Source organism: Pseudovibrio exalbescens, assembly GCF_028737195.1.
Lineage (GTDB): Bacteria > Pseudomonadota > Alphaproteobacteria > Rhizobiales > Stappiaceae > Pseudovibrio > Pseudovibrio zosterae.
The window spans coordinates 875,827-889,353 of sequence record NZ_JAQZAJ010000001.1; the positions used below are offsets into that span (position 1 = coordinate 875,827).

The 13,527-nt window shown below is 56.6% G+C and carries 10 protein-coding genes; 2 read left to right on the forward strand and 8 right to left on the reverse strand.

The window, feature by feature from the left end; genetic code table 11:
* Positions 1-4 precede the first annotated feature (4 nt).
* The 8 genes from ilvD to PUV47_RS04195 all read right to left on the reverse strand — a co-directional run bounded on the left by ilvD (position 5) and on the right by PUV47_RS04195 (position 10,769).
* Complete coding sequence (gene ilvD, locus PUV47_RS04160; protein WP_274217202.1) at positions 5-1,852, reverse strand: dihydroxy-acid dehydratase; 1,848 nt, start codon at positions 1,850-1,852, stop codon at positions 5-7.
* Positions 1,853-2,130: 278 nt separating this feature from the next.
* A complete protein-coding gene (locus PUV47_RS04165) occupies positions 2,131-2,880 on the reverse strand; it encodes a hypothetical protein (RefSeq protein ID WP_274217203.1) in 750 nt (249 codons plus the stop codon).
* Positions 2,881-3,015: 135 nt separating this feature from the next.
* Entirely contained in the window at positions 3,016-4,356 is a 1,341-nt protein-coding gene (locus tag PUV47_RS04170; protein WP_274217204.1) for an NAD(P)/FAD-dependent oxidoreductase, read from the reverse strand.
* Positions 4,357-4,429: 73 nt separating this feature from the next.
* Entirely contained in the window at positions 4,430-5,197 is a 768-nt protein-coding gene (locus PUV47_RS04175) for a 3-hydroxyacyl-CoA dehydrogenase (protein WP_274217205.1), read from the reverse strand.
* 79 nt (positions 5,198-5,276) lie between these two features.
* The gene (locus PUV47_RS04180; protein ID WP_274217206.1) at positions 5,277-6,704 is read right to left on the reverse strand and encodes an adenylate/guanylate cyclase domain-containing protein; all 1,428 of its coding nucleotides are present in this window, start codon (positions 6,702-6,704) and stop codon (positions 5,277-5,279) included.
* Between the two features lie 103 nt (positions 6,705-6,807).
* Positions 6,808-7,629: an MBL fold metallo-hydrolase gene (locus PUV47_RS04185; RefSeq protein ID WP_274217207.1), complete on the reverse strand. Its 822-nt coding sequence runs from the start codon at positions 7,627-7,629 to the stop codon at positions 6,808-6,810.
* Between the two features lie 38 nt (positions 7,630-7,667).
* Entirely contained in the window at positions 7,668-8,105 is a 438-nt protein-coding gene (locus PUV47_RS04190) for a cyclic nucleotide-binding domain-containing protein (RefSeq protein WP_274217208.1), read from the reverse strand.
* Between the two features lie 81 nt (positions 8,106-8,186).
* Positions 8,187-10,769 carry an ATP-binding cassette domain-containing protein gene (locus PUV47_RS04195; RefSeq protein WP_274217209.1) on the reverse strand — a complete coding sequence of 861 codons (2,583 nt, stop codon included), beginning with the start codon at positions 10,767-10,769 and terminating at the stop codon, positions 8,187-8,189.
* 272 nt (positions 10,770-11,041) lie between these two features.
* On the opposite strand from PUV47_RS04195, the gene PUV47_RS04200 reads away from it, so the two are divergent.
* Positions 11,042-12,283, forward strand: a complete 1,242-nt coding sequence (locus PUV47_RS04200) for a glycosyltransferase family protein (protein WP_274217210.1) — start codon at positions 11,042-11,044, stop codon at positions 12,281-12,283.
* Between the two features lie 13 nt (positions 12,284-12,296).
* Entirely contained in the window at positions 12,297-13,520 is a 1,224-nt protein-coding gene (locus PUV47_RS04205; protein ID WP_274217211.1) for a glycosyltransferase family 4 protein, read from the forward strand.
* The last annotated feature ends 7 nt before the right edge of the window (positions 13,521-13,527 follow it).

Genomic DNA, 13,527 nt, shown 5'->3' on the forward strand with positions numbered 1-13,527 from the left:
ATGCTCAATCCACCTTGCGCACGGCACCCATAGCCGCGCTGGTTGTCATCTTGGCATAGGCCTTCAGCGCCGTGGAGACTTTGCGCTTGCGCTTTTCAAGCGGCTTCCAAGCGGCATCGCCCTTGGCTTCCATCGCTGCGCGGCGCTCGGCCAGCACCTCGTCGGAAACCTCCATGCGAATGATGCGGTTCGGGATATCGATGTAGATCATATCCCCCTCTTCCACGAGGCCGATGTTGCCGCCTTCAGCCGCCTCTGGGGAGACGTGTCCGATGGACAGACCGGAGGTGCCACCAGAGAAGCGACCATCGGTGATGAGCGCACAGGAAGCCCCCAGACCCTTGGACTTCAGATAGCTGGTTGGGTAGAGCATTTCCTGCATGCCCGGCCCACCGCGCGGCCCCTCGTAGCGGATGATGACAACATCGCCCGCTTTGACCTTGCCGGTGAGAATGTCGCTGACAGCCTTTTCCTGACTTTCAAAGATGCGCGCCGGACCGGTGAACTTGAGGATGCTTTCATCCACCCCTGCTGTCTTCACGATACAGCCGTCGATGGCCAGATTGCCATAAAGCACGGCCAGACCGCCGTCCTGCGAGAACGCATGTTCCTTGGAGCGGACAACGCCGTTTTCGCGGTCGTCATCAACGCCTTCGGCATAGCGAGAATTCTGCGAGAACGCCTGAGTGGTGCGTACGCCGCCCGGCGCTGCTGTGTAGAACTCACGCACACTGTCCGACGGGTTGCGCATGATGTCCCAACGATCCAGCGCATCCTTCATGGTGGCAGAGTGGACGGTAGGAACGTCCGTGTGCAGAAGGCCTGCGCGGTCCAGCTCGCCGAGAATACCCATGATTCCACCAGCGCGGTGGATGTCTTCCATATGGACGTTCTCAATGCTTGGCGCGACCTTGCAGAGCACGGGAACGGAACGTGACAGACGGTCGATATCATCCATGGTGAAATCGATCTCGCCTTCCTGCGCGGCCGCGAGCAGGTGCAAGATGGTGTTGGTGGACCCGCCCATGGCGATGTCCATGGTCATGGCATTTTCGAAGGCGCGGAAACTGGCAATGTTGCGCGGCAATACACTTTCGTCGCCCTGCTCGTAGTAGCGCTTGGTCAAATCCACGATGAGGTGACCGGCTTCAATGAAAAGGCGCTTGCGGTCGGCATGGGTTGCCAGCGTTGAGCCGTTGCCCGGCAAAGACAGGCCCAGCGCTTCGGTCAAGCAGTTCATGGAGTTCGCCGTGAACATGCCAGAACAAGAGCCACAGGTTGGGCAGGCTTCGCTTTCGATGGACTTCACGTCCTCATCGGACATGGAGTCGCTGGCCGCGGCCACCATGGCGTCAACCAGATCGAGCTTGCGGGCTTCGCCGTTGGCCAGAGTGACCTTGCCGGCCTCCATGGGGCCGCCGGAAACAAAGACGGCAGGAATGTTGAGGCGCATGGCGGCCATGAACATGCCTGGCGTGATCTTGTCACAGTTGGAAATGCAGACCATGGCATCCGCGCAGTGCGCGTTGATCATGTATTCCGCCGCATCGGCAATTAGCTCGCGAGACGGCAATGAGTAGAGCATGCCATCGTGCCCCATGGCGATGCCATCATCCACCGCAATGGTGTTGAACTCCTTGGCGACACCGCCCGCCTTCTCCACTTCACGGGCAACGAGCTGGCCAAGATCCTTCAAGTGTACGTGACCTGGCACGAACTGGGTGAAGGAGTTCACAATCGCGATGATTGGTTTGCCGAAGTCGTCATCCTTCATGCCGGTGGCGCGCCACAGGCCGCGAGCCCCGGCCATGTTCCGGCCGTGGGTGGAGGTACGCGAGCGATAGTTGGGCATTGGCTTCCTCTAGAGTTGATTTCCAACCAGCAGCTTGCGCAGCATTGTTAGAAATTCAAGATTATTTCCGCAATTTTCGAAACCCTACACCATTTCAAAGCAAAGGTGTACCCGCCAGTACGGCTTATTCCCCATCGATCGATTGAACTAATCTCTTTAAAGGAACGGTCCAATCTCAATTTTCGAACCATCCCGACGGGGCAAGCCGATACAAAGAAGGCCCGGCAGGATGACCGCCGAGCCTTTTGTTCATGCATTTTGGCGCCGTCGGCGCGGTTCTAGCTGCGCTTGAGTGCGACGATGTAATCCTCTTTGGGGAAGCTGGTGTCGTAGTCAAAACGATAGCCGGTCGCTCCCTCAGGATCCTTGCGGAACCTGAAAACGTTCACGTTGTACAGCACCGGTGCGTTGCTGTTTTCCCAAAGATCCACGCTCTCGCCAATGACATTGAGCTTGAAGGTGGTATCCCCAAGGGTGACCTCGACCCCGTTTTTCTCGCCCTTTGTTCCTGCAACACTGAAGGTCGCTTTCTTTGCATTCACGATGCCCGACAGCAGCACATAGCGATAACGCTGGGAGTTTGCACCGCGGATTTGCGCTTCTTCAATGCGCCAAGCCGCCATTTCCGGGCTGTTCATGACATATCGAGGGTCAACAAACCGGACCGTCTCCACATCATTAAGCTCAATGACCGTTTCCCTTGCGGCCCGCGTTTCCAGCTTTGCCTGCAGATCCGGCGTGAGTTGCACCCCGCTGATTTCTGCATCCACCCCATTGACCGCCTTGGAATAGCGCCTGCCCACTGTTCCGGAGTTGCTGGTATCAAAGTCACCAGCTTGAATATCCAGAACGTGGGTCAAAGACTCCGCTTCCGTGTCCCAGATGAACACCTGCCCATGGGAATACACCTTGGTGTTGACATAGCCCATCGCAGTTTCTGCATTGTCGAAATTCAGTTTCAGTTGTGGAGCACATCCGGCAAGTGCCGCTATGCCCGCAACAACAATAATCCTTGAAAAACCCAGCATTTAAAACCTCAACCCCCAGTAGAATCACCCAATCAATTTTCAATTGTAATGAATTACGTAGCGACACAAACGGTCAGATACTGATTTTCTACTGGTAATTAGGGAATTTCTTTTAAAGACGTGCCTTTTCCTCCTCTAGAGGAAAGGGCCCAGTTCTATTTTTGAACCATCATGGAAACGGTTGAAGCGGAAGCGGGTCATGTCATGACCTGCCGGATTGCCTTCCATGAGATCGCTCATGATGCGCCCTGCCGCCGGGCCAATGCCAAAGCCGTGCCCTGAAAAGCCGGTGGCGATGAACAGCCCCTTATGATCTGGCGCTTCATCCATGATCGGAATGAAGTCGGGCATCGCATCAATCATCCCGGCCCAGATTTCCACCAGCCGGGTGCCTGCCAGTTGCGGAAAGCGATCTGCCAACCGGGCCAGCATGGTGGCTTTTGCAGAAGGTGCTGGTTGCGGGTTCATGACCCGCACATTCTCAAAGGGGGTGACGTCGTTCCCGGTCCATGACCGTTTGTGCCCCCATGAATCCGGATGCCCCTTGGGCCCTTTAAGCCCCAGAGAAACACCTTTGAAGGACACCTTGTAGGACGGCAACCACTTGAACAGGTGCTTGAAAGAGCTAGGCCCGATGAAGTGGTTATGCAGATCGGACAGGGCCAACGAGTAGCCGCCATCCACGCGCCGCCGGAAGGCGAAGTTGCTGTCTGCGGCGTTGCCGTTGAACACATTTTCTACCGGAGCAGTTGCGGCCACAGTGGCGCGCACGGCAAGTTGGGGCATCTTCACGCCCATATTGTCTGCAAACAAGGCGGACCAAGCGCCACCCGCCAGAAGGACACGCCCTGCCTTGATGCGGCCCTGCTCAGTGACCGCTCCTGTGAGCTGGCCGCCTTCAAAGTCCAGCGTGCGCACGGCACAGTCTTCTACGATGGTAACCCCGAGGCGTTCGGCAATGCGGGCGATTGCAGGCACGGCCTGCCACGGCTCTGCACGGGCATCGCTGGGCGTTACCATGCCGCCGCGCCACCTGCCGGGACGCCCCTGAATCTGCTCCAGAACCTGTTTCTCGGTGAGGATCTGGGTATCAAGACCATGCTCCTTGGCGAGCTTCATGAATGCTTCGTAGGAAGCCAGGTCCTTTTCGCTTTCGGCCAGATAGTAAACGCCCTGCTGAGTGAAACCGAGGTCTTCGTTGGTCTCGGTGACGAGCTGCTGCCAGATGCGGTTGGATTCCATGGTGATGGGCAATTCGGCATGGTCGCGCCCCTGCTGACGGATCCAACCCCAGTTGCGGCTGGATTGCTCCCCGGCCACGCGGCCCTTTTCGCAGACCACCACCTTCACGCCCTTCTTGGCCAGATGATAGGCGGTACTGATGCCGATCACGCCCCCGCCGATGATGAGCACATCTGTTGCTTCAGGCAGAACGCCAGCAAACTGCCTTGGGGTTTGATCGGAATACGTGACCATGGCCATCTCCACCGGACCGAGCGAAAAAACAAGAGGGCAGCGGGCCGCCCTCCTTAATCTCCCCTGCGCTGGCTTAGCGCGGTGCCAAGCGGATGGCGCCATCCAGACGGATGACTTCGCCGTTCAGCATGGTGTTTTCGCAGATGCTCTCAACGAGTTTGGCGTAGTCTTCACCCGTTCCCAGACGGGATGGGAACGGCACCTGAGCTGCCAGAGAGTCCTGCACTTCCTGCGGCATGCCCCCGAGCATCGGGGTCTCAAAGATACCCGGTGCAATGGTCATGATGCGCACACCAGACTTTGCCAGATCACGTGCGATTGGAAGCGTCATGCCGACAACGCCACCCTTGGAGGCTGAGTAGGCAGCCTGACCGACCTGACCATCGTAAGCGGCAACGGACGCCGTGCAGATGATGAGGCCACGCTCGCCATCGTCAGTGATTGGCTCCTGCTGAACCATGGAAGTGGCAGCGTGGGTGAGGCAGCGGAAGGAACCGACCAGATTGATGTCGATGACCTTCTGGAAGCTTTCCAGCGGGTGATGCTCACCGCGGGAGGTTGTCTTCATGCCGATGGCGATGCCAGCGCAGTTGACCAGAATACGCGTGGGGCCATGGGCCTGTTCCGCGGCTTTCAGACCTGCGGTCACGCTTTCTTCGCTGGTGACATCAACCTTGATGAACAGGCCGGAGATTTCCTCCGCAATTGCCTGACCGGCTTCTTCGTTCAAGTCAAATAGCGTTACCTTGACGCCTCTGCTGGCGAGCTTGCGTGCCGTAGCTGCGCCAAGACCAGATGCGCCTCCCGTTACGACGGCAGAAACAGTATTATCGAGTTTCATAGACCCTAAAATCCCATTGTTCTCTAATCGGCCCTCCCAAAAACGACGGCCATCTTCGTATTGACCCTAATTCGGACAATTACGCAAGAACAACAAGCTCTACTGTTCCATTGATTCCTGCAACCTCACCTGACCTAAAGTTCAATTCCGCTACGGAAAATCCTTGTTTTACAGCGGCATCATAGGTTGTTCGGTCAGTGAGCACCGTAGACCCCACGGCCTTGTTGGCGTCCTCCAATTTCGCTGCGCGGTTGACCGCATCTCCTATGACGGTGAACTCAAGCCGATCGTCGACTCCAACAACTCCAACCGTCACTTCGCCAGATGCCACGCCAACGCCGATGCGGAAATCCAATGGCCAGCCCGCCTCCCGAAACTGGGGAGCCGCTGCCGTGAGAACCCGGTTCAACTCTACAGCTGCGGCCAGGGCCTTGGCCTCATTGGCCTCGGTTTCTTCAACCGCGCCAAAGGTGGCCAGAATGCCATCACCCAGAAACTTGTCGATCTGCCCACCGGCCTCGGTGATGATCTTGCCTGCAAGCTGCTGATAAAGCGCCAGAACACGCATGGTGGCCTGGGGTGTCAGGGTTGCTGCTGTTGAGGTGAAGCTGCGGATGTCGACCATGAGGATGGCGCTGTCGCGGATCATGCCCTGCCCGGCTTTCACCTTTTCATCCGCCGACACAATGGAGTTGGCGACTTGAGGATCAAAGAAACGGCTGAGATCCTCCACCGCCAGATGCTCTCTGACCGCCGCAAACAGCATGCGCCGGCCGCGTAACAACGCCAAGGACAGCAGGCCCGTGACAGAGATGATGATGATCAGCTTGTCGAGCTCTGCACCAATGAGAATGGCGTTGCTGGTGAGATAGTCCACGTAGTTGCGGGTGATCTTCATGGCGCCCATCTCCGACATGAGGGCGTAAGACACCAACCCCAGCCAACCAACGGTCGCCACAGCGCCTGTCCAGAGCACGAACCGGGGGTCAAACCGCAAGGCCCGCAGCGCAATGAAAAGAAAAACATACATGAGCGTGGGCGTCTTGAGATAGAACGCCGGGTGCTGCCCATACTGGATGTGGAAGGAAAAGATGATGGCCACCAAAAGCGCCACGTCCACACAAACGGAGATGATCAAGTACCAATCCGGCAGCACGGCGCGAAACGAAAGATAAATGCGCACGATCGTGAACAGGAAGTAGCCGGTTATGGCATAGGGCACGAAATTGAACCCTTCAGAGCCCTCGGCGCGCGGTGCGATGGCATAAAGCACCGCAAAAAACACGATGACACCAAGCTGGATGATGCCGATCAACCGCTCGGCAGCCACTTCCTGACGGGCAATTTCCTGACGGACACGGGAGGGAAGAACGCCCTCTGTCACACGAGGGCCAAGGATGCTCTCCCACACAATGCGCATGCGCCGTTTGGGAGCGACTGCGGGCTCTGGGATAGATTTTTCTTCTGGAAGGCGCTCGGAGATTTGCTCTCCGGTGGTCTGATGCATGCAGATGGCTCCCAACTCACACTGGCTCTAACCTTTACGGCCACGCCCTGCGCGCAGAGCACATCTGACGCCAACAGACTGAGAGTGTGACAAAACCGGAAGCCTAGGGGCGGAACACCATTCCTTCCGAGGCGATGAGAGCGCCCGGGTGCCGTTCCTTCGCTGCGATGCCAATTTCGTCCAGTTCGTCATCCGTTCGCGTCGGGTCGTGGTGGAAGATCACCGGCGTCTTGACGTTTGCCTTGACGCACTGCTCAACCACATGCTCCCAAGTGGAATGGCCATAGCCTTTGTATTTTTCGTAGTCTACGCTGGTGTACATGCCATCGTAGATCACAACTTCGGCATCACGAATAAACTCCACGACAGCAACATCAATTTCCGCATCGCCCATTTCATGGTCGGTGATGATGCACATGGACTTGCCATCATAGATAAACTTGTAGCCGCATGCGCCTCCCGGATGGTTGAGCGGAATGGTGCATATGCGCAGGCCTGAGTCCCGGTCCATGCAGCTACCTGCAATGAACTCACCAAACTCGATGCCCTTCAGGTTCGACGCCGTGATCGGAAACACAGGCGGAGACATCACGCGGCAGATCACATCCTTCAGTTCGCGGTGCGGGTTGAAACACCCTGCCCAAACCTTGATGTGAAAGCGCGGGTCATAAGCTGGCTTGAAGAACGGAAGGCCGCATATGTGATCGAGATGAGTGTGCGAAAAGAACAGGTCCACCGGACGCCCTGGCCCTTTGACCAGTTCATAACCGAGGTTGCGCGCGCCAGAGCCGCAATCGACAACAATAAGGTCATCACCCGCTCTGATTTCAAAGCAGGTCGTTTCGCCGCCATAGCGCAGGGTCCCCGTCCCCGGCGTTGGGGTTGAGCCGCGCACCCCCCAAATTTTTAGCGAAAACTCGTGCACCAAACTACCTTCCCGATCCTTTCGTCCAGCCTTTTGCCTCAGGAGTGAGCCTTGGCGTCGGCCAGATCTCTTGTCGTTTTTTCGAGACGCTGCGCCAGTACCCTCATAACCTCCAGCGACATCTCCGGAAACTCCTTCAAGAGTTTAAGAAAATTGTCTTTGGATACGGTCAGCACGTCTGTTGTCCCAACTGCTCTCAATGTAGCGGTTCTTGGGACATCACACAGGATCGCAATTTCACCGACAATGGCATGATGACCCACAGTTGCCACGTGTTCTCCGTCCACCACCACCGCGGCTTCACCGGACAGGATGATGAAAGCGCTGTCGCCCACATCTCCTTGAACACACATGTCCTCTCCGTCCTGAAACTCCATGCGCTCGCTGATGAACGCCAGCAAGCGGAGTTTGGTCTGGTCGATACCTGAGAACAGCGGCACCTTTCTCAATGCTGCAACTTCTGTATCGATACTCACTTCATTTTCCTCCACCCAAACGGAAAGATTTCAATCGGCCACACGGTTCGGACTCACTCACTGCTTCAACCCTACAACTTTTTAGGAGAAAGACGAAACCCTTCCGTTTTCCAAGAGGATATACGCATCAAATTCATCCTTTACCGGAACGTTGGTGGATCCGAAAATGAGCGTTCTTCCTTCCAGCAGTTTGCGAATGCCATTGCGCAATTCACGGTCCGTTTCCGTGACACCGGCAATGGTGTCGTCCAAGATCGTGATGGGTGCCGACTTCATGAGCGCCCGCGCCACACAGATCATGCGGCGCTGGTGCGCAGACAAGCGCGACCCGGCCACGCCCACGTGGTAGTCCAACCCGGCGCGGCGCACGGGCTGGCGCAAGCCCAACTCCATCACAAGCTCGCGCACCACTTCATCAATGCGCTGACGTGCATCACGACGGTCGAGACGCGGACGACCAAACAGCAGGTTGTCCTCAATGGTGAGCGTTGGCATGTACGTGTCGTTGTCGAAGAAGGTGATGACGTCGTTTTCCGCCCCTACGCGGTCGCGGAACTCCTTGCGGCGCTTGACGAATTCTTCCTGCAACGCATCATCCATGACACCGAGACGGTGTTTGGACGGCACCAGTTTGAAGGCCAGGTTGATCATGCGGTTGCGGTCCGCGATTCTGGTCTTCTTCGGCAGCTTGCCCGCTTTCATCTGGCGCAGAATGCGCTCAAACTCAGGCAAATCTTCCTGCTTAATAAAGGAATATGTGTCAAGAAGTTCACTGTCGCCACTCACGTCGGAGAACAGCTCGATCATGATTTCAGCGATCTGCTTACCGATCTCGACGAGGCGCTCATCAAGTCCGGTGTCTTCGAGGAACTTGACGGCCCGTTTGTTCTTCAACACGTCCTCAAGCTGCAGTGAGCTGTCTTTCGGAACCGCGAAAAACAGGTTCTCCGCAAGGCTTGCAGAGGCGTTGAAGGTGTCTATGTCCCACAGCTCAACGAGATTGCGCAGTTTCGGATCGGTCTGAACCTTTCCGGCAAGCACGTGCCGGGCATCCAGAATGCGCTGTACCAGCTCGGCGTCGTGTTCTGGATCGATGACGGATTGAAGGCCGAGGCGATAAAGATCCTTCGACAGACCCAGTACCTCGATGATCTCCAGAACCCGGTTATCAAGCTCTTCCGTGTCTTTTGCGCCAGCACGGTCATAGTCCAGCCAGTTCACATCCAGACTGTACTCCGGATTGGCAGTGGCGCGCGCCTCTTCCATCCAGCGGCGATATTCCGAGGATGAAGCATGCTCTTTGGATGGCTCATCCAGCGGACGGTTGCGCAGACCATAGTAAAGGTTGTCGCGAATTGTGCCGGTCCAAACGTGAACCGAACCGCCCACATAAGCGATCTGACGGCCCAACGTGGCCTCACAGAGCCCTTCCAGATTGTGGGTGCCAATCTCGACACGGCCAGCCGTGGGGCTTAAAAGACCAGCCGCCATCTGGAGCACTTCCGTCCGGCCGGAGCCGTCGACGCCAATCACCGCGAAAGTCTTGCCGCTTTTGGCCGTGAGGTTGATACCGAAGACCTCCTGCCCTGAAGAGCCTCCGGCGAATGTGGCATTGGTCATGACCAGATCGCCATCCAGATTGAAGCTCTCTTCGCCCTTGATGCGCTCCAGTGGGTAGATGTCCTGCGGATCGAAGTTTTCGACCACAGTCTGATACTTGACGTTCACATCAGCGGTCATCTGGTAGTAAGCCAGAAGCTCTTTCCACGGAGCTGCCAGATCCTTGTAGGCCGCGATGACTGCGATCAGAGCACCAATGCTGAGCTCGCCCTTGATGACCAGATAGCCGCCGATCAGATAAAAGAAGAACGGCGTCAGTTGGTTCATGAAGTTATTCACGAACTTGATGAAGTACTTCCGGTTGTAAATATCGAAGCGAATGCGGAAGTTTTTATAGAGGCGATCAGACAGATCCGCCGAGTGCCATGCGGAGGCGTCATTGGCGTGGATCTCCGTGACACCGCCAATGCTCTCCCCGATCTTGTCGGAGATGACACGCACATTGCGTACACGCTCGCGAGACAGCAGAACCACTTTTTTCTGCAGTTTCGGGATAATGTAGGCCTGAATTGGATAGGAGCTGATGGCTGCCAGCCCGAGAAGCGGGTCTTGCAAGAAGATGAAGCCCAGCTGCACCACCAGCATGCCGCCCTGATAAGCTGGCAGAGCGATGGCCTCGCCAATGAAGCCGCCCACATCCTCAACTTCCGCAGTGATCATCGGGATGATTTCACCGGAGCTGACTTTCCTGAAGTGGGGCAACCGGAAACGCAGAACACGCTGGTAGAGGTCGAACCGCAAGCGGCGCAACATGCGCTCGCCGAGGCGGCCCTTGTAGACATTCAGGAACAGCTTGATGCCATTGCTGACCACAACCAGAAACAGGAAAAGAAAACACAGAAAGGCCAGATACTCGATCTGGTCCAGTTCAACGCCCATCACTTCACGCGGAAAGGCAGTTCCCTGAATGGCGTCGTTGGTAATCTGCTTTGGAAGATCCAGCAGCATGAAGCTGACTGGATAGGACAGACAGGTAATCAGCAAAATCGTGATCTGATACCTGGCTGAGTTCTTCCAGATAAACCGAAAGAGGCTTTTCTCCATTAGGAACCTGGTCCACTCATTCTCATTGGCAGGGCGCTGGCATACGGGGTGCCGCGCTGATCTTCGGGCACAGCGCTGGCCGCACCCGACCTTCGGCCTGTGCTACAACCTGCGCTACAGTAGAGATTCAACTATTAACAATCCAGAAGAGACTCAATCCATTTTGACAATCTAAGTCATTGCGGATCAGCCACTATGCTTTTAGTGTCGCAGCAAAAGCGCCGAGTGTACTGGTTGGCGTAAGGGTATCCTCCTATAATTATGATGAGTGCATGACTTCCAACGCCCTCAAGGTTCTGATTTACAGCCACGATACATTCGGCTTGGGCCACTTGCGCCGCTGCCGTGCGATTGCACAGTCTCTGGTGGGCACATTCTCGGAAATGTCCGTGCTCATCCTCTCCGGATCACCGATCATAGGCAGCTATGAGTTCAAGTCTCGGGTGGACTTTGTCCGTATCCCCGGCGTCATCAAGCTGCGCAGCGGGGATTACACATCGCTGTCGTTGCACTTGAACATCGATCACACGCTTGCCATTCGTTCGTCCATAATCGAGCACACGGCTAAGGTTTTTAATCCGGACATATTTATTGTTGATAAGGAACCCTTGGGATTGCGCGGGGAAGTGCTGCCGACGCTGCAATACCTTGCCGACACGCCGACTCAGCTGGTGCTGGGTCTGCGCGATGTGATGGATGATCCGGAAGTTTTGCGCGAAGAATGGGACCGCAAGAACGTGGACCCGGCGCTGATCGACCTTTACGACGAAATCTGGGTCTACGGCCCGTCTTTCATGAACAATCCGCTGGACGGCATGGGCCTGCCGCAGTCCGTTCATGACAAGACGCTTTTCACTGGTTACCTGCAGCGCTCGTTGCCAAAGGTTTCTGCCAACTTTACGCCGCCGTTCGATGGCGCGCCGTACATTCTGGTTACCCCTGGCGGGGGTGGTGATGGCATTGAACTGGTGGACTGGGTGATGCGCGCCTATGAATCTCGTGAGCGCCCCCTCTTCCCAGCCCTGATTGTGCTGGGCCCCTTCATGCCCTCAGAGAAGGTGGAGAACTTTGCCGCACGCGCCGAGGAGCTGCGCGATGTGGAAGTGATCCGCTTTACACCGGAAATGGAGCCCTACATTGACCGGGCGACGGCCGTTGTGGGCATGGGTGGCTACAACACGTTCTGTGAGATCCTGTCGTTTGACAAGCCGACCTTGCTGGTGCCGCGGGTTGTGCCGCGCCGCGAGCAAGCGATCCGCGCCGAGCAAGCCAAACGCCTTGGCCTTGTGCGCGTGCTGCCGATCGACGCCTATCCTGACATCGACCTGATGCTGGATGCGCTTTCCGAGTTGCCGGGGGCACCGGCACCTTCGCAGGCGCAGTCCAGAACCGTTCTCGGCGGTCTTGAGGTTATCAATGCGCGGGTTGATGAAATCTACCGTGCACGCGATATAACCCCAGTCTACAAAGAGGACACCCCCGTGCTGCAATTGGCCGCTCATCGGCCTTCCTAGGTTCAATAATTACATGTCACGTATCGCTGTAGTGGTGAAAGGCTACCCACGCCTTTCTGAGACGTTCATTGCCCAAGAGATTCTGGGGCTGCAGAACAGGGGCATTGGCCAGCTCATCGTTGCGCTGCGCAAACCCTATGATCCTTACATTCACGAGCTGCACCGCCAGATCAAAAGCGACGTGCTGTACTTGCCCGAGTACATCAAGGATGACCCCAAACGGGTAGCCAAGGCCATTTCCTGGGCAAAGAAACAGCCGACCTATGACAAGGCACGGGCGCTGTTTGAGGCTGACCTTGCCAATGAAAACAACAACAACCGCAAGCGGCGCTGGGGGCAAGCCTGTGTGTTTGCCCATGAGCTGCCGGAGGATGTGACCTGGATTCACACCCACTACCTGCACACGCCGTGTTCGGTTTCGCGCTATGCTGCGCACCTGTCCGGCCGCAAGTGGTCGTTCTCTGCCCATGCAAAGGACATTTGGACCTCTCCTGAGTGGGACCTGAAGGTGAAGCTGGCAGACGCGGCATGGGGAGTGACCTGCACCCAGGTGAACGTGGACTATCTGCAAAGCCTGATGGATGCACCGGAGAAAATAGAACTGGTCTACCATGGCTTGGATTTCAGCTCATTTCCGGTAAAGGATGGCGCGCGGCAACCGCTGACGGGGGCTCAAGAGACCCCGGTTACACTGCTTTCCGTGGGCCGGGCCGTTGAGAAAAAGGGCTACGACACCCTGCTTCAGGCTTTGAAAAAGCTGCCGCAGGACCTGAATTGGCGCTTCGTTCACATCGGCGGCGGCGAGCTTGCGGACAAGCTGAAAACACTTGGTGAGAAGCTCGGCATTGCAGACCGGATTGAGTGGCGCGGAGCCCAGCCGCGCGAGGAAGTCATCAAAGCCTGTATGCAGGCAGACCTGTTCGCTCTGCCCTGCAAGATTGCCAAGACCGGCGACCGGGACGGCCTGCCAAATGTTTTGATGGAAGCGCAGGCCATGGGCCTTTGCTGCGTTTCTACGCAGGTTTCTGCCATTCCTGAGCTGATTGAAGATGGCAAGACCGGCCGTCTTGTGGCACCGGAAGCGCCAAAGGAATTGGCAGATGTGCTTCTAGAGCTTATCAAGGATCCGCAGCAGCGTGACAGGCTGGGCCAGGCAGGCTCGGCGCATGTGCGCAGCAGCTTTGAAACCGCACCGGGACTGGACAGGCTGAAAGCCAAGTTCGACACCGTTTTATGAGATAGAG